This is a genomic window from Kibdelosporangium persicum, assembly GCF_013280595.1.
Lineage (GTDB): Bacteria > Actinomycetota > Actinomycetes > Mycobacteriales > Pseudonocardiaceae > Kibdelosporangium > Kibdelosporangium persicum.
The window spans coordinates 101,835-127,038 of record NZ_JAAATY010000005.1; the positions used below are offsets into that span (position 1 = coordinate 101,835).

Annotated in this window: 20 protein-coding genes; 7 read left to right on the top strand and 13 right to left on the bottom strand. The window is 69.3% G+C overall.

The features are described 5' to 3' along the window. Window positions 1-258 precede the first annotated feature (258 nt). The 3 genes from GC106_RS11375 to GC106_RS11385 are packed head-to-tail and all read left to right on the top strand — an operon-like array spanning window position 259 to window position 3,619. Window positions 259-1,428, top strand: coding sequence for an FAD-dependent monooxygenase (locus GC106_RS11375; protein WP_173128107.1), 1,170 nt, complete (start codon window positions 259-261; stop codon window positions 1,426-1,428). Then, entirely contained in the window at window positions 1,428-2,987 is a 1,560-nt protein-coding gene (locus GC106_RS11380) for a hypothetical protein (RefSeq protein ID WP_173128110.1), read from the top strand. Before GC106_RS11375 ends, GC106_RS11380 begins: the two co-directional genes overlap by 1 nt. Before the next feature lie 5 nt (window positions 2,988-2,992). Then, entirely contained in the window at window positions 2,993-3,619 is a 627-nt protein-coding gene (locus GC106_RS11385; protein ID WP_173128113.1) for a TetR/AcrR family transcriptional regulator, read from the top strand. A 51-nt stretch (window positions 3,620-3,670) separates the two neighbouring features. Here the strand turns inward: GC106_RS11385 and GC106_RS11390 are convergent, their stop codons facing one another. The 9 genes from GC106_RS11390 to GC106_RS49265 form a co-directional block, all read right to left on the bottom strand. Then, the gene (locus GC106_RS11390; RefSeq protein ID WP_173128116.1) at window positions 3,671-4,507 is read right to left on the bottom strand and encodes an amidohydrolase family protein; all 837 of its coding nucleotides are present in this window, start codon (window positions 4,505-4,507) and stop codon (window positions 3,671-3,673) included. Further along, entirely contained in the window at window positions 4,497-6,110 is a 1,614-nt protein-coding gene (locus GC106_RS11395; RefSeq protein ID WP_246365494.1) for a benzoate-CoA ligase family protein, read from the bottom strand. The genes GC106_RS11390 and GC106_RS11395 overlap by 11 nt, the downstream gene beginning before the upstream one ends. A 14-nt stretch (window positions 6,111-6,124) precedes the next feature. Beyond that, the gene (gene boxB / locus GC106_RS11400; protein ID WP_173128118.1) at window positions 6,125-7,546 is read right to left on the bottom strand and encodes a benzoyl-CoA 2,3-epoxidase subunit BoxB; all 1,422 of its coding nucleotides are present in this window, start codon (window positions 7,544-7,546) and stop codon (window positions 6,125-6,127) included. A gap of 2 nt (window positions 7,547-7,548) precedes the next feature. Next, window positions 7,549-9,189, bottom strand: a complete 1,641-nt coding sequence (gene boxC, locus GC106_RS11405; RefSeq protein ID WP_173128121.1) for a 2,3-epoxybenzoyl-CoA dihydrolase — start codon at window positions 9,187-9,189, stop codon at window positions 7,549-7,551. 204 nt (window positions 9,190-9,393) lie between these two features. Further along, window positions 9,394-11,217, bottom strand: coding sequence for a YehQ family protein (locus tag GC106_RS11410; RefSeq protein ID WP_173128124.1), 1,824 nt, complete (start codon window positions 11,215-11,217; stop codon window positions 9,394-9,396). Beyond that, a complete protein-coding gene (locus tag GC106_RS11415) occupies window positions 11,214-12,317 on the bottom strand; it encodes a VWA domain-containing protein (RefSeq protein WP_173128127.1) in 1,104 nt (367 codons plus the stop codon). The genes GC106_RS11410 and GC106_RS11415 overlap by 4 nt, the downstream gene beginning before the upstream one ends. Further along, window positions 12,314-14,590, bottom strand: coding sequence for a DUF5682 family protein (locus tag GC106_RS11420; protein WP_217280380.1), 2,277 nt, complete (start codon window positions 14,588-14,590; stop codon window positions 12,314-12,316). The genes GC106_RS11415 and GC106_RS11420 overlap by 4 nt, the downstream gene beginning before the upstream one ends. Beyond that, a complete protein-coding gene (locus GC106_RS11425) occupies window positions 14,548-15,624 on the bottom strand; it encodes an ATP-binding protein (RefSeq protein WP_173128130.1) in 1,077 nt (358 codons plus the stop codon). Before GC106_RS11425 ends, GC106_RS11420 begins: the two co-directional genes overlap by 43 nt. A gap of 24 nt (window positions 15,625-15,648) precedes the next feature. Next, window positions 15,649-18,942: a DUF4132 domain-containing protein gene (locus GC106_RS49265; protein ID WP_173128133.1), complete on the bottom strand. Its 3,294-nt coding sequence runs from the start codon at window positions 18,940-18,942 to the stop codon at window positions 15,649-15,651. Between the two features lie 106 nt (window positions 18,943-19,048). On the opposite strand from GC106_RS49265, the gene GC106_RS11435 reads away from it, so the two are divergent. Beyond that, window positions 19,049-19,483, top strand: coding sequence for a GNAT family N-acetyltransferase (locus GC106_RS11435; protein WP_173128136.1), 435 nt, complete (start codon window positions 19,049-19,051; stop codon window positions 19,481-19,483). On the opposite strand, the gene GC106_RS11440 is transcribed toward GC106_RS11435, so the two are convergent. After that, window positions 19,470-20,297, bottom strand: coding sequence for a class I SAM-dependent methyltransferase (locus tag GC106_RS11440; RefSeq protein ID WP_173128139.1), 828 nt, complete (start codon window positions 20,295-20,297; stop codon window positions 19,470-19,472). The genes GC106_RS11435 and GC106_RS11440 overlap by 14 nt on opposite strands. Window positions 20,298-20,378: 81 nt before the next feature. Between GC106_RS11440 and GC106_RS11445 the strand changes: the two genes are divergently transcribed. Then, window positions 20,379-20,963 (top strand): TetR/AcrR family transcriptional regulator, encoded by a 585-nt coding sequence (locus GC106_RS11445; protein ID WP_217280381.1) that lies wholly within the window; start codon window positions 20,379-20,381, stop codon window positions 20,961-20,963. A gap of 60 nt (window positions 20,964-21,023) precedes the next feature. Here the strand turns inward: GC106_RS11445 and GC106_RS11450 are convergent, their stop codons facing one another. Continuing rightward, the gene (locus tag GC106_RS11450; RefSeq protein WP_173128145.1) at window positions 21,024-21,884 is read right to left on the bottom strand and encodes an AraC family transcriptional regulator; all 861 of its coding nucleotides are present in this window, start codon (window positions 21,882-21,884) and stop codon (window positions 21,024-21,026) included. Window positions 21,885-21,964: 80 nt separating this feature from the next. Between GC106_RS11450 and GC106_RS11455 the strand changes: the two genes are divergently transcribed. Then, on the top strand, window positions 21,965-22,819 hold the full coding sequence (locus GC106_RS11455) for an NAD(P)H-binding protein (RefSeq protein WP_217280382.1): 855 nt from the start codon (window positions 21,965-21,967) through the stop codon (window positions 22,817-22,819). Between the two features lie 52 nt (window positions 22,820-22,871). On the opposite strand, the gene GC106_RS11460 is transcribed toward GC106_RS11455, so the two are convergent. Then, a complete protein-coding gene (locus GC106_RS11460; RefSeq protein ID WP_173128150.1) occupies window positions 22,872-23,573 on the bottom strand; it encodes an anti-sigma factor family protein in 702 nt (233 codons plus the stop codon). Further along, a complete protein-coding gene (locus GC106_RS11465) occupies window positions 23,573-24,118 on the bottom strand; it encodes a sigma-70 family RNA polymerase sigma factor (protein ID WP_173128152.1) in 546 nt (181 codons plus the stop codon). Before GC106_RS11465 ends, GC106_RS11460 begins: the two co-directional genes overlap by 1 nt. 133 nt (window positions 24,119-24,251) lie before the next feature. On the opposite strand from GC106_RS11465, the gene GC106_RS11470 reads away from it, so the two are divergent. Beyond that, window positions 24,252-25,151 (top strand): DUF1996 domain-containing protein, encoded by a 900-nt coding sequence (locus GC106_RS11470; protein ID WP_246365495.1) that lies wholly within the window; start codon window positions 24,252-24,254, stop codon window positions 25,149-25,151. Window positions 25,152-25,204 lie beyond the last annotated feature (53 nt).

A 25,204-nucleotide genomic window follows, 5' to 3' on the forward strand; every position in this document is an offset into this window, starting at 1 on the left:
AACCGCTGTGCGGCCCGGGTCAGTCGTTGGGACGGGCGACCGCCGGTGGGCTACAACGGATCGTTTTGGCCTGCGGACAGACGTTACGCTCCGTCATGAACGCGCCACTCGTGACGTGAGTGGTTCGCGGCGGAAGAGGACGCGTCACCCATTGATCAGGATGTCGACTCTGCGAGGTGATACACCTCCAACCGGTTGAGCAGTCGCTCAAACCCGCCTATCCTCTGCTTTGAGCAGTCGCTCAACAGGGGAGGGTCGATGGCTGAGCGCATCGTGGTCGTGGTGGGCGGTGGGATCGGCGGTCTGGCCGCGGCGGTGGCTCTGCATCGGCGCGGCTGGCGGGTGGCGGTGCTGGAACGGGCCGGCGAGTTCACCGAGGTCGGTGCGGGTCTTTCGCTGTGGCCGAACGCGATGAGCGCACTCGCGGCGCTCGGCCTGGCGGAACGAGTGCGTGCGCTCGGTGCGGTGGAAATGGCGGGCGGCGTACGTGGTCGCAGGGGTCGCTGGCTGTCCAGGGTGGACAACGCCGAGATCGCGAGGCGTCATGGCCAGCCGCTCCTGGTGGTGCACCGGGCGGACCTGGTGCGGGCGCTGGTCGAGGCGTTGCCGGCGGAGTCGCTGCGGCCAGGCAGCGAGGTGCACACCGTGCGCCCGGATGGCGAGGCTGTGGTGGTCGAGCACCGGGGTGGGACCCTGCGAGCGGATCTGGTGGTTGGCGCGGACGGTGTGCGTAGCCAGTTGCGACGGCTGTTGTGGCCGAGTGCGATAGGGCCCCGATATGCCGGCTGCACGGCTTGGCGCATGATCACTGAGCCGCTTGCCGGCATTCGGACCGAAGGCGCGGTGTTCTGGGGTCGCGGCGAACGGATCGGGTTCACAACACTGCCCGCTGGGCGGTTCTACTGTTTCGCGGCCGCCACGGTGCCCGCCGACGGCGCCAGCATCGATGGTGAACATGCCGCGATGCGGCGCCGATTCGGTGACTGGCCCGATCCGATCCCGGCGCTGCTGGCGGCGGTGCCCGAAGACGGTGTACTCCGTCATGACGTGTACGACCTGCCGCCGCTGTCGACCTACGTGTGCGGCAGGACGGTGCTGTTGGGGGACGCGGCGCACGCGATGGATCCGATTCTGGGGCAGGGCGCCTGCCAGGCCTTGGAGGACGCGGTCACGCTCGCCGCCTGTCTGGGCGCGACGCCGAACGTCGGCGCGGCACTGGCTCACTATGACCGCCTGCGCCGACCACGGACTCAGGGGATTGTCCGCCGGTCCTCCCGTCTCGGGACGGTCGCCCAATGGTCCTGGCCGCCGGCGGTGATGGTTCGTGATCTGGCCGCGAGGCTGACCCCTGCCGCCGCGACCCTGCGCGCCATGGCGCCCGTCCTCGGCTGGACGCCGCCCATGCCGACGGAAGGGGCTGGGCGCTAGTGCCCGACTGGACCTATCACCCGCTGCGCGGGATCGCGGCCGCGCTGTGGGGAACGCGCCGATCGCAGCGGGCCGCACTGCGGACCCTGGCCGCGATCGGATCGTTGCCCGGCGCCGGTGGGCTGATCGCCCGAGGGCTCGGACACCGCCACCCGCCGCCGCACCTGGCCGGTTCGGTCGCCGGCGTCCCAGTGCGGAACAGGCTCGGCGCGGTGGTGCCGCCCAGCGTGGCATGGGATGCGCTGCGCGCGTTGCCCCCGCTGGGGGCCGGACTGATCGAGGTGGCACCGGTTGGCCTTGCCGACGTCCCAGTGGTGCGTGAGGCCGCTGCGGGCCGGCGTGTCCCAGTGGTGGTGCACGCGGCCGGGCCGGACGCGGCGGCTGTGGTGACCGCCTTGGCGCCGCACGTCGACGCGGTCAGAACCGAAGCCGACCCGAGCGTGGTCCATGTGACGTCCCCGTCGGTGGCGCTGGCCGCCCATGCGCTGAACGAGCGGGCCAAGGCGGTCCTGGTCACGCCCTCGGTGCTGGTGCAGGCCGGCCCGGGCTGGTTCGCCCGGGTGACCGAGGCAGCGACTCCTACCCATCCGGCGCCCTCGGTGCGCGACGTCGGCTGGGATCCCCGGCGGTGGCCGGCGTGGTGGTGGGGTCTGCTGGTCGGCCTGGGCATGATCGGCGCGGGCCTGGGAGCCGCGGCGATCACGCTCGGACCGGTGCTGCTGTGGTACGACCGCGAGTTCCTGGGCATGGGGGTGGATCGGCTCCACGCGATCAACCACCACCTGGTGCATTTCCTGCAACACGACCGGATCACCATGGCCGGCACGATGGTGGCGATCGGCGTGCTCTACGCCGGCCTCGCGGTCGGCGGCATCCGGCGAGGATGGCCCTGGGCCCGCGAGGCATACCTCGTCTCCGGGTGGATCGGGTTTCCCACGTTGCTCTACTTCCTGGGTTTCGGGTTCGTGGAGCCGCTGCACACCGCGGTCGCCCTCGTGCTCTTCCCGATGTTCCTGATCGGCACCCGGCGCCAGCCAGAGCGGCCACAGTGGACAGTGCGGCCGGCAGGGCCGGAACACCAGCGGCGCAGGGCACTGGTCGGCCAACTTCTGCTGGTGTGCACTGGGATCGGCCTGTTCATCGGCGGTGTAGTGGTGTCGGCGGTCGGCCTGACCGAGGTGTTCGTGCCCAGCGACCTGGAATTCCTGCGGACCGAGCCGGACGCGTTGCGGGCGGCCAATCCCCGGCTGCTGTCGTTCGTCGCGCACGACAGGGCCGGCTTCGGCGGGGCGCTGATGGCAGCCGCCACCGCGATCACACTGCTCACCGCGTGGGGATGGCGCCGCGGCGAGTCCTGGGTCTGGTGGTCACTCACACTGGCCGCGATCGCGGGATTCCTCCCGGCCGTCGCCGTGCACAGCATCATCCGGTACACCGACTTCGGGCATCTGGCACCGGTCCTCGCCGGGATCGGTCTCACCCTGACCGCCCTGATCCTTGCCCGCCCCTACCTGTGCGCGTGCCCGGAGAAGGTTCGCGGGCCCCAGGACCTACCGTAATGGACATGGCCGACACCCGACAGCGACTGATCGACGGCGCGATCCAGACGATCCGGCAGCACGGCATCACCGGAACGTCCGCGCGGACGATCGCCAACACCGCCGGCGTCAACCAGGCCCTGGTTTTCTACCACTTCGGCAGTGTGCACGAACTGCTCGAGGTGGCGTGCCTGGCGGCCACCGAGGCCAGGGTCGCACCGTTCCTGGCGCGGGTGGACGCGGTCACCAGTCTCCGGCAGTTGCTGGACCTGGGACGTCAGCTGCACGCCGAGGAACGCTCATTGGGCAACGTCATGGTGCTCGCCCAGATGCTGGCGGGCTCCCAGGCGGACCCGAAGCTCGCCAAGGCGACATCAGCCGCGCTGCACCTGTGGATCGGCCCGATCGAGCAGGCTCTGAACCGGCTGCTGGCCGACTCCCCACTGGCCACGCTCGTCGACACCGCCGGACTGGCCCGCGCCGTGTGCGCCGGATTCATCGGCCTGGAACTGTTCGAGGGCGTCGACCCCACCGGCGCACACGCCGCACTGGACGCCCTGGACCGCCTGGCGTCTCTCGTCGAAGTGATCGACGACCTCGGCCCAGTCGCCCGTCGCGCACTACGCGGCAAACTCCGCAAGTCACCGGCATAAAGACCAACCAGGTTGTGGCGCGACGCGCTGAGGGCACGTGAACAAGCCCGCTCAGAGGCCTGGGAAGACTTTCATGGCGTTGCCGGACAGGACGCCGTCGAGAATGTTCCCCGGCAAGCCGAGAGCGGCGACCGCCTGGGCGTTGCGGGCGACGCCGGGGACGCCGGGCCAGTCCGTGCCGAAGATCCACTTGGTGGCGAGGCGATGGAGGTCGAAGCGGGCGTAGTACTCGGGCAGTTTCCGGGGTGGCAGGCCCGCGAGGTCGAGCCAGACGTTGGGTTTGGCCAACGCCAGGAATGCCGCGGTGTCGTACCACCAGCCGCGCCCGCCGTGCGCGAACACGAAGTCCAGGCCGGGGAACTCCTCCACGACGTCCAGCATCAGCTCCGGGTTTCCGTACTTCGACTGCGATCCCGGGAAGCTGGACACGCCGGAGTGGATGATCACCGGCACGCCGCGTTCGACGCAGAGGGCGTACGCCGCGCGCAGTTGCGGGTCGCCGGGTGAGAAACCGCCGTGCACGGGGTGGATCTTCAACGCGACCGCGCCGAGGTCGAGCTGACGCTCCACTTCGGACGCCACGGGATAGTGCAGATGCGGGTTGACGTTGGCGACCAGCCGGAACCGATCGGGGTTGAAGTCCCTGAGCGGCAACAGGTCCTCGATCACCTGCGACCCGGTGGCGCGTGGACTGTACTCGCAGAACAACAAGGCACGGTCGACGCCCTCGGATTCCAGCAGCGCGACGACCCTTGCCGGGATCGGGTCGCCGAAAGCGTCGTACGCGTCGCGCCACGGATAGCCGCGCGAGAACTCGGCCGCCCACTCCAACCACGCCGGCTTCACCGTGGACAGCCGGGGCATGTGCATGTGCGCGTCAACCAGCATGAGCCGCAGCCGCCGTCAGAGTGCCGTACACGTGCTCCCGCAACACATTCCGGCGGACCTTGCCGGTCGCGGTCTTCGGCAGTTCGCTCACGACGACCACCGCGCGAGGCCGTTTGAACGCCGCCAGGCCCTCGCGGCACCAGGTGATCAGCTCGTCGGCGTCGACCGGCACCCCGGAAACCGGGACAACACAGGCGACCGGCTTGTCCAGGCCGTCGGCGTCGGGGGCGGCGACCACGGCGACCTCGGCCACGCCCGGGTGTTCGAGCAGCCGCTCCTCCACCTCGGCGGGCGAGACCCAGATGCCGCCGGCCTTGAGCATGTCGTTGGAGCGCCCCAGGCAGCTGTACGTGCCGTCTTCGTTGCGCATGTACGTGTCGCCCGTGCGCAGCCATTCCCCTTGGAACACTTGTCGTGTGGTCTCCGCACGGCACCAATAGCCTGTCGCGACCGAAGAACCGCGTAAGTACAGGTCGCCGGGCTGCCCGGCCGCGGTGATCACGCCGCCCTGCTCGTCTCGCAGTTCGACGTCGTACCCCGGCACCGGGACACCGGACGATCCCGGGTGCACGGCACCGGGACGGTTCGACAGGAAGATGTGCAACGCCTCGGTGGAGCCGATCCCGTCGAGCACCTCCAGCCCGAACCGGTCACGGATGCGTTGGTACAGCACGGGAGGCAGCGCCTCACCGGCCGAGATCCCCTGCCGGACACCGGTGAAGGTGTCGTCCGGGATGTCGCTGTGCAGCAACGCCGAGTAGAACGTCGGCACGGCGAAGAACAACGTCGGCTGATCCGAGCGGACCTTCTCGGCGACGAGCCGCGGGGTCGGGCGTGTCCGTTCCAGGATCGCGCTGGCCCCGACCGCGAACGGGAAGAAGCACGAGTTGCCGATCCCGTAGGCGAAGAACAGTTTCGCCACGGACAGGCACCGGTCGTCCGGGCCCATGTCGAGCACGCCCTTGCCGTACGCCTCGGCGACCATCCGGATGCTGGAGTGCCGGTGCATGGCGGCCTTCGGCAAGCCGGTCGTGCCGGACGTGTACAACCAGAGCGCGGGCGAGTCCTGCCAGGTCTCGTAGGGCCGCCTGGGAACGTCGCCTTCGAGCTCCAGCCACTGCCGGACCCGGACACCTCGCCGGGGCGTGAACCGCACCTCGCCGTCCAGCAGGACATCGGTCACCTCGGGCGCCGCCGCCACCGCCGCCTGCGCGACCTCGGCGAACTCGGCCGACACCGACAGCACCCTGGCCCGTGAGTCGGCCAGGACCTTGCCCAGCTCGGGGCCGGTGACCATGGTGGACGTGGGGACCGGGACGGCGCCGATGTACATCGCGCCGAGGATGCCCGCCAGCAACTGGATGTCGTCGGCCATGCAGAACATGACCCGCTCCTCCGGCCGGACGCCGATCGAACGGAAGGCGGCGGCGCTGCGCCGCATCTCCTCGCCGAGTTCGCGGTAGGTCAGGCTGCCCGACTCCGCCACGACCGCCAGTCGTTCGCCGCGCCCGGCCTTGACGTGCCGGTCCACCAGGTACTCCGCGGCGTTGAACGGCATGCTGCCTGGCTTCACCGAAGGCGCAGTTGACGGCAAAGCAGACATGATCGCCCGTCCTCCTAGTGGAAGTACACGTACTCGTAGTCGAACGGCTTGCCGTTGATCCCGTTGGCCGGTGGCGCGACCCAGCTGGCGATCTTGCCGCGTTGGTGGACAGGGTGCATCAGCGACCGGACGAACGCCAGGTCCTCGCTGGTCGGCAGCCAGTTCCTGCTGCCCTTGCGCCAGGTCTCCTCGTCGACGATCGAGCCGTCCGGCGTGATGTGGAACCCGGCGTGCAGGCCGACCTGCCGGTTGAACCCGACGTGCGGCAGGGCGAACCGGTACTCCAGATCCGCGTCGGCGAGGATCTTGTTCCACCGTTTGATGCCGCTCTGGCAGTCGGCGATGTACTCGCTGCGCAGGTCGAGGTTCAGCGCGAGCAGCGCGGAGAGCTCCTCGGTGGTCCACGTGCCGTCGGCGTTCGGGCGTTCCAGCTCGATGCCGTGCTCGGTGAGCCGGTGGTCGTCCTTGCGGCGCTCCTCCATCCAGCGGCCCTTGAGCCCCGCGGTGAAGTAGTTCGCCGCGTTGGTGGACGTCTCGCTGCCGAACAGGTCCAGCGACACCGTGTAGTGGAAGTTGATGTACTTCTGGATGACGTCCAGCGGGATGCCGCCGTGCTTGCCGATGTCCAGCGTGTCGTGCTCACGGATCAGCTGGGCGCTGCGCGTCACCACGCGGTCGACACCGGTGGTGCCGACGAACATGTGGTGCGCCTCCTCCTTGAGCATGAACTCGCAGGTGCGCGACAGCGGGTCGAAGGCGCTCTCCTTGAGCGTGCCGAGCTGGTACTTGCCGTCCCGGTCGGTGAAGTAGGTGAACATGTAGAACGCCAGCCAGTCCGCGGTCTCCTCGTTGAACGCACCGAGGATACGCGGCGAATCCGGGCTGCCGGAGTTGCGGACCAGCAGCGCCTCCGCCTCTTCGCGGCCCTCCCGGCCGAAGTAGGCGTGCAGCAGGTAGACCATTGCCCAGAGATGCCTGCCTTCCTCCACGTTCACCTGGAAGAGGTTGCGCAGGTCGTACAGGCTCGGCGCGGTCAGGCCGAGCAGTTTCTGCTGTTCCACCGACGCGGGTTCGGTGTCGCCCTGGATCACGATCAGCCGCTGCAGGTCGGCCCGGTACTCGCCGGGCACCTGCTGCCAGACCGGTTGTCCTTTGTGCTCGCCGAACGCGATCCGCCGGTCCGGCTTGGGTTCGGCCAGGAAGATGCCCCACCGGTAGTCCGGCACGTCGACGTGGTCGAAGTGCGCCCAGCCGTCCCGGCCGACGCTGACGGCGGTGCGCAGGTAGACGCCGTGCGTCTCCAGCGCCGGGCCCATCTCGCCCCACCAGTTCATGAACTTCGGCTGCCAGCCCTCCAGCGCGCGCTGCAGCCTGCGGTCGGACGACAGGTCGACGTTGTTGGGGATCTTGTCCTCGTAGTCGATCGAGGTCGTCATGCTCACACCCGCTTCCTGTCGAAGATCGCCTTCTGACCGGTGCCGTACCGGCGTAGCGCGCCTTCGTCCCCGGCCGCGCCGGGCCGGGTGAAGATCCAGTTCTGCCAGGCCGACAACCTGCCGAAGATCTTGGTCTCGATCGTCTCGGGGCCGGTGAACCGCAGGTTCGCCTCCAGACCGGTGCACGCGTCGGGCGAGAGCGAGGCCCGGCTCTCGATCGCGATCCGGATCTCGTCCGCCCAGTCGATGTCGTCCGGGATGTCGGTGACCAGGCCCAGCTCGTTCGCCTCGGCCGGGCTCAGCGGCCGGCCGGTCTCCTTGCGCAGCCAGTCGACGTGGTCCGGATGGCCGTGGAACCGGGACTCCAGCCGGGAGATCCCGTTGCCCATCGGGAACAGCCCGAAGTTCGCGTCGGTCAGCGTGAGCGCCGCGCGTTCCTCGCTGTCCTCGTCCTCGACCGGCGGGCCGTCCAGCATGTACTGCCGGTCGGCGGCGAACGCCAGTTCGGCCAGCATCCCGGCGAAGCAGCTGCCGGGCTCGACCAGGGCGATCAGGCTGCGGCTGGTGACGTCGAGCCGCTTGAGGGTGCGTTTGTAGTACCGCAGGATCTCGTCGGCCAGCCAGTGGTCCTGGTTGCCGGCCAGCAGGTTCTCGTAGGCCCCGACGGTCTCGGCGTCGCCTTCGGTTCTGATGATCCAGGTGCCGAGCGTGGTCTCGTTGGTGCGCAGCCGCAGGATCAGGTCGTCCAGCTCGCGGGTGACCGCGAGCGGCCAGAACGACGCGTCCAGTTCGGACACCGCGGGTGGCGCTGGTACCCGCGGTGCCCGGACGGTGATGGTCACCGCGGAGGTGGACCTGTCGAACTCCGCCGTGACGTGCTCGTAGCGAATCCCGTCCGCGCTGATTTCCCGGTTGAGCGGCGTCAGCTCCACGCCACGCGCGTCCCGTGGCCGGGCGGAACGGGCCGCGAGTTCGGCGGCACGGGCGCGGACCGCGTCCTCGAACCGGCGTGGCGGAGCGAGTTCGTCCACCAGGCGCCAGTCCAGCGCGGTCCTGCCTTTCACCCCGTCCGGCCGGGTGGCGAACACGTCGGCCAGGTCCTTGCGGACTTTGCGCTTGTCCACCACGCGGGTGAGCCCGCCGGTGCCCGGCAGCACGCCGAGCAGCGGCACCTCAGGTAAGGACACCGCGGCGGAGTTGTCGTCGACGAGCAGGATGTGCTCGCAGGCCAACGCCAGTTCGTACCCGCCGCCCGCGCAGGAGCCGTTGACGGCGGCCAGATACGTCTGCCCGGCGGAGTCCTCCATGGCGTTGCGGGTCTCGTTGGTGAACTTGCAGAAGTTGACCTTCCACTCGTGCGACGACGCGGCCAGCATCCGGATGTTCGCGCCCGCGCAGAACACCTTGTCCTTGCCGCTGGTCACGACGACGGTGCGCACCTCGGGATGCTCGAACCGCAGCCGTTGCGTGGCGTCGTAGAGCTCGATGTCCACACCGAGGTCGTAGGAGTTCAGTTTCAGCTCGTAGCCGGGGACGATCCCGCCCGCCTCGTCGACGTCGAGGACCAGCCAGGCGACCTCCCCGTCGGTCCGCAGCTGCCAGTGCCGATAGGTGCTCGGGTGCGCGTCGAAGGACACGTCCATGGGGCCTCCTCGGCTATGAAGGTACCGCACCATCATCTACAGAACCAAGCGCTAACGTCAACGTTATGTAGACAGTTTGCCGGCGTGCTCGCCCCGGAATCACGCGGGCGATGATGGCTTCGACCGCCAAGCAGCCATGGGATCGTTCGAGCCAATTGGACCGCTCGCCGACACCGGCCACCCCTCGCCGTCGTCACGCACTGGTCAAGTGCGCGCCTCCGAGGTGATCAGCACTCGGAGGTGGGCGGCCAGCCAGGTTGCCGGGGCAGGATCTCCGATGAAGTCCTTCAGCAGGCGTGACGGCGTGCGTAAGCCGATGCGGTGCATGTCCTCGGCGATCTCGGTCAGGCGGGATCGCAGGCTGGGTGGCACGTCCCGCAGGCCGCGGTGGGCGGCTTCGGCGAGAACCAGCAGCGCACTGTCCAGTGTGGAGGTTATTCGGTCCGGTGTGGACATGGAGCTCGGCAGGCCGGCCGCGGAGGCGGTCGCGAGATCGGGCACGACGACGCCGGACGGCGTGAGTACGGCCAAGGGGTCGATCACGATCGTGCCGCGCGTGCGGCGCAGCGTGCCACTGATGTGTGTGGGTGACGAGCGCAGCGCTTCGACCAGTGCGTCCAGGGACTGCGGGCAGACGCCCCGGTACGTCGCGGACACGACGGCTGTGCCGCCCGCCGCGTCGGCGACGACAGCCTCAAGGGTTTGGGCTGCGGGGTCGTAGCCGATGGCACGGAGTTCGGCGACCTCGACGACCCGCACGAGTTCGGCGGCGACACGGGCGCGCACGACGCGCGGCCGCAGGGCGTTCAGCTCTTCGGCGCACGCCGCCAAGTCGCGGACCAGCAGCGAGTCCGGCAACTCCTGCCAAGCCGTGCCGACGGGAGTGACCGACGTCTGAGCGACCCGGCCGGCGCGTAGGCGGAGCACACGGCTCGCGCTGCGCGAAACCGACTCAGACACGACGTTGGCCGCCGCCGTCCGGGTCGCGGTGCGCATCGGCGCGTCGCGGTGCACCAGGACCATGTCGCCAGAAGCGAAGTACACGTCGGCAGTGCGCTCGTCGGGAACGCCGTTCACCCGGCAACCCAGTGCTGTCAGGCGAACGCGGCGTAGCGGCGTCTCCGCGGGCTCGTCCGTGCCGAGGACCTCTGAGCGCGGGCCCGTGGCGCGGCTGCGGGCGTGCAGTTCGGTGACCAGCTCGGCGAATCGCTCCGCGCGGTACCTCGCACTGCGTTTGCGGTACGCGCCAAGCTGGTCGAGCAGATCCTCGACCGCGGCGGCAGGCCAGTGCATATGCCGCGCACTGAGATCACGCTGGACTCGACGCCACGCGGCGTCCAGCACCGGGCCCGCGTGCGCGGCGCCATCCGTCAACAGCTGGGCCAGCAAGTCCTCCAGCGAACTCAGATCACCGGCCTCGACCGCACCTCCGCCCACGTCAAGCTTCGTGACGCCCGCCGCGTCAGCCTCACGGAACGCCCACACAGCAAGCACAATCGCCTCGTCCCGGCGTGCGGCTTCCACGTCGGTATGGACGTACCCCAAGTCTCCCGGCACCAGGAAACGGACTGTGCACGTGGGCAGCTCCGCTGTCGCAACCGGGTCGGCCGCCGTCGGCCTACGCACGGTCGCCGAATACCCTGACCGCAACGTCCGGCGAGCCTGCTGCACCAGGCGCTGGCCGAACCGCGCCACCAGTTCCTCGTCTGTCACCGAACCCGGCGACCACGGCGGCACTTCGGTGACGGGGTTCTCGACCGCACGCTGATAGGCCAGGACAAGCGCGATGCGGTGTCGGCACACGCCGAGCGCGCCGCAACTGCACGCCGCCGCGTCGAGCGGTGTGCCTGGTGGCAGGGACGAGGCGACGCCATCGGCGAACTTGCCGTGCACCGTGCCGTCCGCGGCGACCTCGACGGCAGGGCCCGCACCGGCGTCGAGTTCTTTCGTGGCCCGCTTGACCAGGCCACGGTTCGCGAGCGCCGCCAGCCCGTCGGGGGTGAGCGCGAGCAGGTCGGGTCTCGTCATGTCAGCTTCTCCGCCACGAACTCAGCCAGCTGGCCCGGCGTCATCGCACCTACGTGAGCACCCACGTTCGCCAGCCGCTGAGCGAGCATGCGGTCGTACGACGGCACCGCCTCGTCATCGAGCGCCGCGAGCCCCAGCACGTGCGTGCCTTGCTCGACGAGCTTGCGGACAGTACGGATCAGGTCCTGTTCGTCGCCGCCTTCGTAGAAGTCGGTGATGACGGCGACGATCGCACGGCGCGGGTTGTCGACCAGGCCCGCGCCGTACGCCACCGCACGGGCGATGTCCGTGCCGCCGCCGAGCTGGACCTTCATCAGCAGCTCCACCGGGTCGGTCACGTCCGACGTCAGGTCCACGACGCTCGTGTCGAACGCGATCAGGTGCGTACGCAGCCCTGGCAGGCTCCACAGGCACGCCGCCGTCACCGCCGAGTGGATCACCGAGCTCACCATCGACCCCGACTGGTCCACGATCAGGATCAGCTGCCACTGTTCGACATTACGGCGGGTCCGGGAGACGAACTTCGGTTTCTCGATCGCGATCCGCCGCTGATCCGGTTGGTAGTGCGCGAGGTTCGCGCGGATCGTGGCCTTGAAGTCGAAGTTGCGCGAGTTCTTGTGGTTCGACGGGCGGCGCGACCGCGCGCCGGTGAACGACTGCCGGACCTCCGTGGCCAGTTTCTCCATCAGTTGCCGCACAACGGCTTCCACGATCCGGCGGGCCATCGCGAGCACCGCAGGGTTCATCAGGTGCTTGGTGCGCAGCACCGCCCGCAACAGCGCGGGGTTCGGCTCGATCCGTTCCAGGACACTCGGGTCGGTGACGACGTCGGCGATCTCGTACCGCTCGACGGCGTCGCGCTCCAGCCGTTCGATCGTCTCCCGCGGGAAGAGCTGGTGGACCTCGTCCAGCCAGTCGACGGTCCGCACCACGGACTCACCGCTCCCGCCCCGCCGCACGTCCCGGTCGGCGAGGTCATCGTCACGTCCGTACAACCAGTCCAGCGCGGCGTCGCGGCGGGCGGCACCCCCGCTGAGCGCTCCGGTGCAGCGCTCGGCGGGCGGTCCCAGGATCAGCCGCCAGCGTTCCAGGTCGGTCATGCCAGTCCCTCCCGTACCAGCAGCTCGTCCACGCGCCGGTCGAGTGCCATCGCCTCGGCGACCACGAGCGGGTCGACGGTGGTGCGCAACAACGATCGGGCCGAACCCGGCGCGCCGCGGTGCGCGAGCACCCGTTCGGCGATCGTTTCCCGTTCCAGCGGCGGGAAGTAGGCGAACGCGAGGCGCAACGCGGGCAGCGCGACCAGGAACTCGTCCTCGGTCATCGCGTGCACCAGCTCGTCCAGCACCCCGACGACATGACCGCTGGTCAGCACTTCTTCGCGGGCCACCGCGAACAAACCCGACAACCAGTCGCCCAGCGTGTCCGGGGCGGCCATGCCGCGCACGGCTCGCTCGACGTCGGGCAGTTCGCCCAACGCCCAGCCCAGGCCGAGGGCTCCACCCCGCAGATCGGGCGGGGCTTCGGGATCGCCCGCGATCCGGCGAGCCACTCCCCTGACGTCACCGCGTTCCACCGACAGCACGGAATCCGCGTGCAGCACCGCGTCCCGGACCGCGACCAGCGCCCGTAGCCGCTCGGTGTCGGCTGGCGCCGGACCACTGTGCAGGCCCTCAACGAGCCACAGGATTCTGGTCACGGTCACGTCGATCACCGTGCCCAGCACCGGGTCCCGCGCTGTTCCGAACACCCTGTCGTGCCGCCACAAGCCGAGCACGCCCGCGAGTACGGCGCCTAACGCCGCCACGTCGCTCCCGCCCCGCACTCGCCGAGCCAACGTGGTGGTCACCTCGTCGGACATCGTCGAGATCCCGCACAGCGCCGCGTCGAACAGGATCGCCGCCAGCGCCGGCATCGACGCGTCGGGAATCCGGCGCTGCAACGCCCCGCCCGCCGCCTCGCCCAGCGTCGCGCCGAACGCCGCCGCCTCGATCAACGCACCGACCCGTTCATCGCACGGCGTCAGCTGCCAACGCTCGTCCAGCACGGGATCCGCACCTGACGAGGGACCGGACTGCCGCACGAATCCCGGAATGTGCAGCACCCGCAAGCGGTGCAACACACGGCTGCGCGTCATCTCGGCCGGATCGGTGAGGTCGAGGTGGACCAGGCCCTCGCGGTCGAGCCGCAGCTCCTGAAGCTCTTGCAGCACGGCCGAAACCAGCGGCGGCGCGGGAGTGGCCGGGTGCAGCCTGCCAACCCGGTCACCACTCAGCGCCGCCACCATTTCCACGAGCGCGGGATGTGCGCCCGGCAGCAGCGGGCCACGGCGCGTCCACGGCGGCGGTTGCGTGAGGTCCTCGGACACCAGCGCACTGACCAGACCGTCAAGCACGTCCGTCCGCGCCGGGTGCACGTGACCACGCAGCCGGGCGAGCCCGGCCGACAACGTCCGCGCCGCGATCAGGTCCGCTGTCGACACCGGCTGCTTACGGCGACGCAGCCGGTCCACGACGGACTCGACAAGCCCGTCAGCCGCCTTGGCGAGTCCGTCGGTCCAGACCTGGTGGTAGTACTCGGGCGACGGCATGCCGGACTGGTAGCCGGTGAACGCGTCCAGCCGCTGATGCGAGTACGGCACCAGATAGCTCGCGCCGGACGACCGGGGAATCTCGGGCCAGTCCGTGTCACCGGTCACCGTCATGGCCTTCAGGGCAGGCATGTGGAAGCCACCCGTCACGACGACTGCAGGACGGTCGCCCGCGTGGTGCACCGCGGCGCGGACCCAGCGCGCCATGTACTCCTCGCGGGCTGTGTCGCCCTCGTCGGCCGCCTCCGAGCCGCGCAGCAGGTCGAAGTACTGCGCGAGCCGGTCGGCTATGTCGTCCGGATCTGCTTCGAAAAGGTGGTCCCACAACGTGTCCACGTTGTCCGCCGCGAACTCCCGGCACAGTCGCTCGGTGACCTCGGCGTAGCGCAGCTCGGCGTCGGCGTACCGGTTGCTACGCCCCGCGAACGCGGGATGCCACGCGGGCAGGTCGATGAACCGGACGTCGGCGCCGGTCGCGCGGCCGGTCGTCAGCGCCACCCATTCTGGCGAGTAGTCGCAGAACGGTGTCCACGAGGCGGTGCCGAAATGATCGGCACCGCCGTCGTAGCTGAAGATCGCGATCGGCAGCTCGTGGCCGAGCAGGAGCTCGTCCAGCCGGTCGTTGACGTCCGCGGGTCCCTCGATGAGCACGTACGCGGGTTTCAGCCGCTCGATGGTCTCGGCTACCAGCCGTGCGCACGCCGGGCTGTGGTGGCGGACGCCGATGAACGTCGCCGTCATCAGCCGGGCAGCAGGTGCCGGGCCTGGTGCAGCGCCTGCCATTGCTCCCCCTTGCGGCGGCTCGCGTGTTGTTCCAGGTAGCGCCGCAGCCGGGCGAGATCGTCGGCGTTGTCCTTGGCCGCCGTGCCTGCCAGGCACTCGACCACATCCGCCGGCGTGCCCTCCTCGCCGCGCAGAAACCAGCCACGTAACCCGACCGCGTGCGCGACCGACACCGCCTCGGCTGTGCTCATGACCGTGGACAACCGGTCGCTGCCGTTGCCGTCACGCAGGTCGCGGAACGTGCGGACCAGCACCTCCAGCACATCGCGGCGCGGCGGCAGCCCGACGCCGGACTGCGCGAGCAGCTTGCCCGCCTCCTGCTCGACCAGGCTCAGCTCGGTCTGGAAGTCCGGGATCGGGAACACCGTCTCGAAGTTGAAGCGCCGCTTGAGCGCCGCGCTCATCTCGTTGACACCCCGGTCACGGGTGTTGGCGGTGGCGATGACGTTGAACCCGGCCTTGGCGAACACCATGCCGTCCGGCCCGGTCAGTTCCGGAATCGCCACGACCCGTTCGGACAGCAACGACAGCAGCGAGTCCTGGACCTCCAAGGGACAGCGGGTGATCTCCTCGAACCGCACGATCCTGCCCTCGGCCATGCCGCGCAGCATCGGCGCGGGCACCAGTGATCGGGTGGACGGTCCTTCCGCGACGAGCAGCGCGTAGTTCCACGAGTACTTGATCTGGTCCTCGGTGGTCGCCGCGCCGCCCTGGATGGTCAGCGTCGACTCGCCGCTGACCGCCGCGGCGATCAGCTCGGACAACAGGGACTTCGCCGTGCCCGGCTCCCCGACGAGCATCAGGCCGCGGCTTGTCGCCAGCGTCACCAGCGCTCTGTCCACCAGGGACGGATCGCCGACGAACTTGCGGCTGATGTCGCGAGCCGGATCACCCACGATGAACCGGCGGGCCGCCTGCAGGCTCATCGCCCAGCCCGGCGGTCGCGGGCCGCTGTCGTCCGCGCGCAACCGCTTGAGTTCGTCGGCGAACCGGATCTCCGCGGGCGGCCGCTGGAGGGAGGTGTTGTCACTCACTGGATCACTTCCGGTTTCACAAGGTCAGTCGGTGAGGGAGGCGAACTCGGACAGCAGTTCCGACGCCGTGACGGCGTCGACATCCGGGACTGCGGCGGCGTTCCTCGGCGAGGACCAGTAATCGTGGCCGTCTCCGCCGGGCGAGAACGACAGACCGGCCACCTTCTGCTCGGGAAACTCGTTGACCAGTCCGACCGCGATGCCCGGCTCGAGCCCCACGACGACCGCGCCGCCGGACGGTAACGGCCGGGTGATCCAGCACTCGATGCCCGCGTCCTGTGGTTCCCCACGGACCCAGCCGCGCTTGGTCAGGCCGAGCAGCTTGCCCACCGGGACCACCAGTCCCTCGAACTGCTCGAGCAGTTCGGCGAACGGCCGCTCCGGATCGACCTCGTGCACGGGCCTGCCCAACTGCGGGAATGGTTGCAGGATCTCGTAGTCCGCGAACACCTCGCCCCACGCCGCCAACGTGTCCGCGTCGAGAGTCACCGGGTGGGCGATGCGCACCACCGCGTCGTCCGGCAGCACGAACGTGTCGTCGTCGGCGTTGGCGAACGTGCGGTCTTCGGCCAGGCGGAAGGTCTCGCCCGCGTCGGTGGTCCAGACGAGCCTGCGGACGATGTGCCACAGCAACGGATGCCCGGCCAGCAGGTCACGGAACTCGGTCGCGGTCCAGGTCCGCTGGGTGACCAACGCGGCTTCGAGCCGGTGGATCTGGTCCGACGCGATCGTGCGCACGTCTTTCTTCAACGCGGTGAACCGCTTGTACTCGGCCGCCGCGACCTCCTGGTCGTCACGCGCGCCGGGTTTCGGCAAGTCCTTGCGACGCTTGCCATCCGAGTCGACGACGTACGGCTTGAGCTGCTCGTCGAAACCGACGGTGAACTTGCGCGTGCCGTAGTCGATCGTCAGCGACGCGGTGTCGTCCAGGCCGAGCCGCGGCACCAGCCGGTCGGCCAGCTGCTCACGGCTCAGCCCCAGCTGGGCGGCGATGGCGGCGACCTTCTCCCGCGCGCGTGCCTTGAGCGCCTTGAACTTCACCTTCTCCGCGATGCCGTTGAGGTGCGCGAGCGCCACCTCGGTGCCGATCTCGGCGAGCACGTCCAGGCCCGCGACGGCGCGCTGATGCTGGCTCTCCCCCGGCCATTGGCGGATCAGCGGCGACAGCCTCCGGACCGTCTCGTCGTCACCGAACCAGCCCAGTGCGGTGAACGCCCAACTGTCCTTCGAAGGCGCCCCGGCCTGCTGCCACAGCTCGAACAGCGCCCACCCGAACGACGCCAGCGAAGCCGGATCGCAGACATCTCGTGCGATCGGCAGGCCCGCGTAGACCTCGGCGGGCTTCGACAGGGCGGCGGTCATCAGCAGGTGGTTGATCGCGCTCGACGGCAACGCGTACTGCCCGTCGCGCAGCCGGACCTGGGGCAGCAGGTTGGAATCGACCCACGCGCTCAGCGCAGGCAGCTTCGCGGGCAGGAGTTCGGTCTCGTCGACGTCGACCAATGCGCGTATGCCGTTCTGTGCCTCCTCGCCGTACTCGCCCGCGATGGCGACGAGGTCGTGCCCCCGCGCACCCAGGAAACGCAAAGCGGCCTCAGCGTTCGCCCGCGGGGCGCCTGGCTTGCCCAACGCGGCCGGAACCAGCAAGCGGACCGCGGTTTCACCATGGCGGACAAGCCAGTCCACGGCGTACTTGCGGGCGGACTTCAGGCGCGACAACCAGTCCGCCATCAGCGCGGCGACCTCCGCCGAGGCGTACGGCATCAGCAACACGGCGCCGTTCGGCGCGTTGCCGGCCACCAGACGCACTATGGCGGGCAACGCGTCCAGACCGTACTTCGCGACGACCACCTTGCCCCACTCCTCGGCGTAGTAGACGTACGAAGTCGTCCAGTCGGCGAGCAGCGGGCGGATCATCTCCTCGGGCGCCCGCGCGAAGAACGTCGCCTCGTGGTACCTGTCGGTATTGGTCCGCTGTTTGCTGTGGTACGTCTCCAGGTGCTTCGCCCAGTTGCCGTCGGACCAGTGGTCCCAGTAGCCGCGCACGGCGGCCCACTGCTCCCGCTCGCCGGGCTCCCACAAGATCGACGGCTCAGGCGCCTCGAGTCCCGTGACCACGATCGGCTTCACCTGCTTACGGCTGCGCGTCCACGGCGGGTCAACGAGCAACGGCGGCAGCAGGTCCGCCGGAGCATCAGGCAGCACGTCCGCACTCGTGGTCACCTCGTCCGCGACCGCCCGCACCTGCTCGGGCAACTCCAGATCGGGATGGGACTTCAGGTGCGCGTCGAACAGTGTGCGGGCTTGCTTGTCCTCAAGGGCGCGTTCGGCCAGCAACCGCGCGGCGCGCCGCGGATACGCCTTCATCGCGGCGAGCAGCGCCGGCTGAACCTTGTTCTGCGCCACCCGGTCGAGCAACGCGAGGAAGGCCTCGTCCGTCGGCATCGCCGCCAGCACACTGACGGTCCGCTTGCGGAAATCGGTGTGGTGATGGGTGTCCAGTTCGGCCGCCAGCCTCGGCACGACCGCCGGGCCGACCGCCTCGATGAGGGTGTACAGCACGCCCTTGTCGAACGCGATCCCGTGTGTCCTGCTGAGCGCGGCGAGTTCGTCCGCCGTGCCGACACTGCGCGCGACAAGCAACCACAGCTGGTATTCCACGTGCTCGGCCAGCGCCTCGGCGACCCAGTCGGATCGTGTCGGCATCAGGTACGCCCGCAGCACGTTCGGCATTCCTGGCGCGCCAAGCGGTTCGAGCGCCGCTTCAGCCGCGGCGTAGTCGGCGTCGCTCGCCGCGGCCAAAGCCGTCCTGATCACCTCGGTGCCGACGGTGATGAAGTGGGAGTAGACCGGCAGGTCGTCGGACTGCGGCAGCACCCAGCTCGGCGCGCGCTCGCCGTTGCGCCAGAAATGCCCGGCCGAGTTGTCGACCGCCACGGTCACCTTGGCGCAGTTCAGCACCGCCTCGGCGGCGAAGACGACCCCGTGCTCGGCGACCCAGTAGTGGACGAGCGTGCTCATGTCGTCCCGGTCCTGGTTGTCGAAGGTCGCGGCCATCCGCACCACCGCCGCACCGAACGGGGTCACGTCACCCGCGAGATACGCGCGGCCGGCCTCGGCGAGCGGCTCGGCGGACCGCGGGTCGCCGAAGATCCGTTCCAGGCTGGTGCGCAGCTTGCCGACCAACGCGGCCCCCGCCGCGATCGCCTGCTGGTCCGGCTGGAACTCGGGTTCGCCGCGATCACGGCGTGAGTGCGCGAACCGTCTCCATGCCGACGGCATGACGAACGTGTCCTCGTCCAGTCGCGGCTTGCCCACCTGTGTCCTACCCCCTGCGGTCGATCCGATGTTGCGGTGAACCGTACGGCAGGGGTCCGACAATTCCGGATAACCTCGGCTCAGCCGACCGACGACTGGGGAACGAATGATCACGATCGACGCTCTGGCACAGGCCGACCGCGCCGCGTGGCAACGGCTGTTCGAGGGGTACAACGCCTTCTACGAACACCCGATGCCCGCGGAGTTCTACGACCAGGCCTGGGCACAGTTCCAAGCAGGGGAACGGATGCACGCGCTGGGCGCGAAGCTCGACGGGAAGCTCGTCGGCATCGTGCACTTCCTTGTCCACGCCAACACGACCGCGGCGGACGTCTGCTACCTGCAGGACCTGTTCACCGATCCGGACGCGCGCGGGCAAGGCGTCGCCCGCGCGCTGATCGAGGCGGTCAAGCAGTGGGCCGCGGGCCAGGGGTGTTCCCGGGTCTACTGGCACACCAAGGAGGACAACCACACCGCGCGCCGGTTGTACGACGAGGTGGCGGAGAACCGGGGATTCATCCAGTACGTCATTCCGCTGTAGCGGTGATCAACACGACGTCCGAGCGCCACCGCACGCCGTCGTCCGTCTCGAATGGACGCAACGCTTCGGTCATCGCCGCGTGGATCTCCCCGGTGTCGTCGACTTCCGCCTGCTCCAGGGCGTAACGCACCGGGCCCCACGTGAGGATGAAGTCCGTCGCGTCGACGGCATCCGCTCCGACAATGGACACGGTTTCGTGTGTCTGCACGGTGATCGCGTGGAAACCGGCGGCGGTGAAGATCTCGCGGATGCGGTCCGGATCGGACAGCGCGGCCGGACTCGGGCTGTTGTCGCCGGGTTCGCGGGCCGGGCGCGGGATGAACCGGCTGAGCGTGGTGAACGCCGCCATGCTGTCACTGTCCGGTTTCTGCGCACCGCCCGCGATGAACGCGACACGTCCGGCCGGCCGCAGTGCACGGCGGATGTTGCTGAACGCGGCGACCGGGTCCTCGAAGTACATGATGCCGCCGCGGCTGATGGCGATGTCGAACTCGTGCCGCGGGAACGGATACACCTGCGCGTCGCCTTGGATGAAGGTCACGTTGGCCAGATCGGCCGACGCCGCCCTGGCCTGTTCGAGCATCGGGCCGGACAGGTCGATTCCGGTGGCGTGGCGGGACGACGAGGCGGCGATGCGGGTGGTCTCACCCGCGCCGCAGCCGACGTCGAGGACACGTTCGCCGGCGGTGATCGCGGCGGCGGGGAACAGTTTGGCGTTGAGGTCGGCGAGCATCGCGTCGTAGCGCGTGCGTCGCGCCGCCCAGTGCTCGCCTTCGTAGCCGTTCCACGCCTTGGTCTGATGTTCGTTCGCCATCCGGCACCCTCCGGTCGTATCGCAACTGCCAGTTGCGATAGCCTGGCAGACAACCCGGACGTAACGCAACTGGGAGTTGCTTTGGAGCGAATCGGCCGAGGTGAGAAGGTCAGGGCCGCGGTCATCGCGGCCACGTTGACCGAGCTCACCGAGAAGGGCTACGCGGCGCTGACGATCGACGAGATCGCGCGCCGCACCGGCGTGCACAAGACGACGATCTACCGTCGCTGGCGGGACGTTCCGACGCTGGTGCTCGACGCGGTGACCGTGCACGCCGAAGTGGACATCCCCATCCCGGACAGCGGGGACATCGAGCGGGACCTGACGCGACTGGCCACCTCGTTCATCGGCTGGGCGACCAGCACGACCGGCCGCGCGATCCTGACCGTCCTGCTGTCCGACGCGGCCCGGATCCCGGAGATCGCGGCGATTCGCAGGCAGCTCTTCGAAGACGGCCCGCGCCGGGCGGACACCATGATCACAGCCGCACTCGCCCGGGGTGACCTGCCCGCGGACGTGGACCCGGCCGAACTGCTGAAGGCACTGATCGCGCCGATCTTCTTCGAGATCGTCATCATCGGCGCCACTGTGGACCAGAAAACCGCTGCGCACGCCGTGTCCGTCGCTCTCGCGGCGGCCCGGGCCGGTGTGCTGGGAAGGCAGTGACCTCTGCGCCGCCGATCACCCCTCGTGAGTGTTTATCAGGGTTAGAACACGGACAAACACTCACGAGGGGGAGTGTGCGACCCGCATGCCGGAGGGGGTCGTGCCGCGTACTCGTTTGAAGGCGGCGCTCAGCGCGAACGCGTTGGCGTAACCGACTCGGCGCGCGATGGACGCGACGGTCGCGTCGGTGTCACGCAGCAGGTCCGCGGCCAGCGCGATACGCCAGCTGGTGAGATATGCGATCGGCGGTTGCCCGACCTGGGCGGTGAACCGGCGGGCCAGCGCGGCCCGTGACGTGCCGATCTTGGCGGCGAGGCTCGCGACCGTCCACGGATGCGCCGGGTCGTCGTGCATGATCCGCAACGCGTCACCGACCAGCGGGTCCGATGTCCGGTACCAGACCGGGGCCTCGTTCTGGTCGAACCACGTTCGCAGCGTCTCGACGAGCAACAGGTCCAGCATCCGGTCGAGCACGACCCGCTGTCCCGGCCTGGACCGTGTCATCTCGCCGGCGATCATGTCCAGCATCGCGGTTCCGGACCGCACCACGGCCACCCGCGGCAGCGCGTCGAGCAGCCGTTCACTGATCGAGCCCTGGTAGGCGCCGCTGAACAACAGCGACGGGCCTTCCGGCAGGACGCACTCGTCGATGCAGTAGTCGGTGTCCTTGACGAGGTACTGCGGCGGCGTACGCGGATCGTCGGCGATCGTGTACGCGCCCTTGACGATCGCGATGTCGCCTTCCCGGATGGCGGCTGGCCGATCGTCGCCGATCACCCACGCGTCGCCACGGATCATGGTGGCCAGCGTCAGCTCGACGCCGAGTTCGAAGCGCAGTGACCACGGCGGACGCAGGGCCGTCTGGTTGAACAACGCGCCACGCGCCCGTACGCCGTCCAGCAGGTCCGCGAGCATGTCCACGGACCAAGGTTAGACGCTCACGTATCGCACCGAGCTTTCCGGCCATGGCCCGTCTCACCGTCCGGCGATTGACTGGCGCCATGGATCCGATACTGGTGATCGGCGGGACCGGCAAGTCCGGCAGCCGGGTCGTGGCGCAGCTCAAGCAGCAGGGCAGGGAGGTCCGGATCGGGGCACGGTCCACCGGGTTCGACTGGCTCGACGAGTCCACTTGGGACTCGACGGTGACCGGAGCGGCCGCCGTGTTCGTCGTTCCCCTTGACGGCACGACATTGACGGGCGCCTTCGTCCGCCGGGCGGTCGAACTGGGCGTCCGGCGCGTGGTGTTGTTGTCCGGCAGAGGAGTCGACACTCCCGGGTACGGCAGTGCGGACAACGCCCTGGGTAACACCCATGTCCTCGGCGAGCAGGCCGTGCGGGCACTGGACGTCGACTGGACGATTCTGCGGCCCGGCTGGTTCGCCCAGAACTTCAGCGAGGGGTTCTTCGCCCCGGCCGTGCAGGCGGGTGAGATCCGCGTGCCCGCGGGCGACGGCGCCGCCACCTTCGTCGACGCGGAGGACATCGCCGCCGTGGCGGTCGCGGCGCTCACCGAAGACAAGCACGGAGGCGAAATTTACGAACTGTCCGGGCCGCGCGCGTTGACGATGGCCGAAGCGGCGGCCGAGATCTCGGCGGCGAGCGGCAGGCAGGTGCGCTACGTGCCGCTCACGCCGGAACAGTACGTCGCCGAGGCCGTCGAGCAAGGCATGTCGCCCGAGGAAGCTGCGGCGTTCGGCGAGGTCTACGACGCGCTTCGCCGCGGACTGGACGCGCACGTGTCCGACGGCGTCGAACGCGCGCTCGGCCGCCGGCCCCGCGACTTCAGCGACTTCGCGAAGAGCACGTGGCTTGCCGTCCCGCTCCCTCTACGGGACGACAAGCCTTCCACGTGACCGGGAAACATCCGGCTCGCCGTCCCGCCCCCGACGCGGGACGGCGAACCCGTCAGACCGTCGCGCTGACGTACTGCTTCCCGGTGGTGGTCTCCACGATCACCCCGGCCACATCGGCGGCCGGGATCAGCGCCGAACCGTCCAAAGTGGTGCCGTCGGCCTTCTCCTTGTCCGGCACGACCCAGCTGCCCGCGGACTCGTGCCTGCCGTCCTTGCTGACGATGATCAACCGGCATTGCTCGCCCGCCGGAATCCCGCTGACCGCGGCGTTGACCCGGACCCAGCCCGAGGCCGGGGTGATCCGGGCGACGATCCGGGCGCCGGTCGTGCCGTCGGTCGCGCTGGCGAACCGCACGCCAGGCGGCTGGGTCGCGGCCGTCGTCGGCGTCGCGGACGGTTCCGTGTCCGAAGTGGACTGACCAACCAACACGCCGCCACCGGCCAGCACCGCACCGGCGACTACCGCGGCGGCAACGGTGAGAAACCGGCTCCGGCGGCGCACGGCGGTCGATTCCGCACGCATCCGGCGCAGGGTCCGTTGCAGGACCAGGTCCGCGTCCTCCGGATACCCCTCCAGCAACGCCTCCGGCGGAACCTCGCCGAGGAACTCCCGCATCTCCCGCAACGTGTCCGCCTCCCGCCGGCAGTCCTCGCATCCGGCGATGTGCTGTTCCACCTCAGCGGCCTGGCCCGGCGCCAGCTGACCGGCGACGTAGGCGTCGATGTCCACGTGCTGCTGCTCGGACGTGCTCATCAGGCCACTCCTTCCATGTCGGCGCCGCGCGCGGAGAACAGGTCACGTAGGGCTCGTAGGGCGTAGTAGGACCGCGATTTCACCGTTCCCGGCGGGATGCCGAGTGTTTCCGCGGTCTCGCTGACGCTCTGCCCACGGACGTAGATCTCGACGAGCACCGACCGGTGCACGTCCGGCAGCTGCTCCAAGGCGTCGAGCACCACCAGGGAGTTGACCACCTTGTCGGCGTGGTCGCGTTCCACCGGACCGGTGGTCGGCGACTCGGCGACCTCCTTGGGCCGGGCGTTCTTGGCCCGCACCCCGTCCAGGACGAGGTTGCGCACCACGGTCAGCAACCAGCCACGCACCGACCCTTTGCCGTTGACCAGCGCCTCCGGGTGTTTCCACGCCCGGATCAGCGCTTCCTGCACGACATCCTCGGCCGTGGCCCGGTCGTTGGCCAGCCGCGTCGCGTACGCGAGCATGGCCCGGCCGTGTTCCTCGAACAACCTCCGGACCAACGCCTCGTCGGCGACTTGGCGGTGACGAGCACTCACCCCGCCCATCCGTTCACACCTCCACGGCCTCAAGTTCCCGACCAACACGGCCGCGGACCCGAAACGGCTCACTCGAATTTATGTGATGCGCATCACATCACGCCGTATGCGAATATCAGGCGTGCCGTTACGGACCGCTTTTATGACCGCGCTGTGCACTGCCGCCGCTCTCACGTCCGCCTGCCACAGCGAATCAGGCGATTCGGACTACATCGAGATCGGCCAGGTGCCCGAAGTGCCCGCGCGGCCGAACGTCGGCACCTGGCAGACCACTTGTGGCAACAACGAGAACGGGCACCGCAACGCCGACAACGTGGTGGCCCAGCCGCAACTGCCCAACGGCGCTCATCACGTGCACGAGTACGTCGGAAATCTTTCGACCGACGCGTTCTCGACCAATGACACACTGGCGAACGCGGCGACAACTTGCCAATTCGGTGACAAGTCCACGTATTACTGGCCGGTACTCAGGCTGATCGAAGAACGCGGCCACGACGAGCACGCGCCCGGCGGCGGAATACACGGCAACCACGGCAGAATCCTCGGCCCCGAGTCGGTGCTGATCCAGTTCCGCGGCAACCCGAGGAGCAACGTCGTCGCCATGCCGCGGTTCCTGCGCGCGATCACCGGCAACCCGGTCGCGGTCTCCCAGCAGGGCGAACACGCCGAACGGGTCCAGTGGACGTGTTCCGGCGCCCGCGACCGCGTCACGAACCGGTATCCGCGTTGCCCGGAAGGCCAGCGGGTGGTCCGGGTGTTCGACTTCCCGAGTTGCTGGGACGGCAGGAACACCGACAGCCAGACGCATCGGACGCACCTGGAGTTCCCCGTCGACGACGCCTGCAAGGTCGGCACGTTTCCGGTTCCGCAACTGCACATCGAGGTCGCGTACGCGGTCCCGCCCGGCGCGCGGTACGCCATCGACTCGTTCCCGGAAGAGGGCCGCGAGCCGATCACCGACCACGCCATGTTCATCGGCGTGCTGCCCGAGCAGCTCATGGCGCAGGCCGTCACCTGCGTCAACAGTGGCAGGCAGTGCTGAGGAGAACTCGTTCAAGATTTTTGTGAACCTGACGGCGCCCAGTTCCGTGTCTG

Coding starts and splice junctions, on each gene's coding strand:
- GC106_RS11415 (WP_173128127.1), bottom strand. CDS start 12,317: ATGACCGACCTGGAACGCTGGCGGCTGATCCTGGGACCGCCCGCCGAG.
- GC106_RS11410 (WP_173128124.1), bottom strand. CDS start 11,217: ATGACGAGACCCGACCTGCTCGCGCTCACCCCCGACGGGCTGGCGGCG.
- GC106_RS11460 (WP_173128150.1), bottom strand. CDS start 23,573: ATGAGCACGTCCGAGCAGCAGCACGTGGACATCGACGCCTACGTCGCC.
- GC106_RS11440 (WP_173128139.1), bottom strand. CDS start 20,297: ATGGCGAACGAACATCAGACCAAGGCGTGGAACGGCTACGAAGGCGAG.
- GC106_RS11395 (WP_246365494.1), bottom strand. CDS start 6,110: ATGTCTGCTTTGCCGTCAACTGCGCCTTCGGTGAAGCCAGGCAGCATG.
- GC106_RS11390 (WP_173128116.1), bottom strand. CDS start 4,507: ATGCTGGTTGACGCGCACATGCACATGCCCCGGCTGTCCACGGTGAAG.
- boxB (WP_173128118.1), bottom strand. CDS start 7,546: ATGACGACCTCGATCGACTACGAGGACAAGATCCCCAACAACGTCGAC.
- GC106_RS11435 (WP_173128136.1), top strand. CDS start 19,049: ATGATCACGATCGACGCTCTGGCACAGGCCGACCGCGCCGCGTGGCAA.
- boxC (WP_173128121.1), bottom strand. CDS start 9,189: ATGGACGTGTCCTTCGACGCGCACCCGAGCACCTATCGGCACTGGCAG.
- GC106_RS11375 (WP_173128107.1), top strand. CDS start 259: ATGGCTGAGCGCATCGTGGTCGTGGTGGGCGGTGGGATCGGCGGTCTG.
- GC106_RS11470 (WP_246365495.1), top strand. CDS start 24,252: ATGACCGCGCTGTGCACTGCCGCCGCTCTCACGTCCGCCTGCCACAGC.
- GC106_RS11385 (WP_173128113.1), top strand. CDS start 2,993: ATGGCCGACACCCGACAGCGACTGATCGACGGCGCGATCCAGACGATC.
- GC106_RS11455 (WP_217280382.1), top strand. CDS start 21,965: ATGGATCCGATACTGGTGATCGGCGGGACCGGCAAGTCCGGCAGCCGG.
- GC106_RS11420 (WP_217280380.1), bottom strand. CDS start 14,590: ATGGCAGGCGCTGCACCAGGCCCGGCACCTGCTGCCCGGCTGATGACG.
- GC106_RS11465 (WP_173128152.1), bottom strand. CDS start 24,118: ATGGGCGGGGTGAGTGCTCGTCACCGCCAAGTCGCCGACGAGGCGTTG.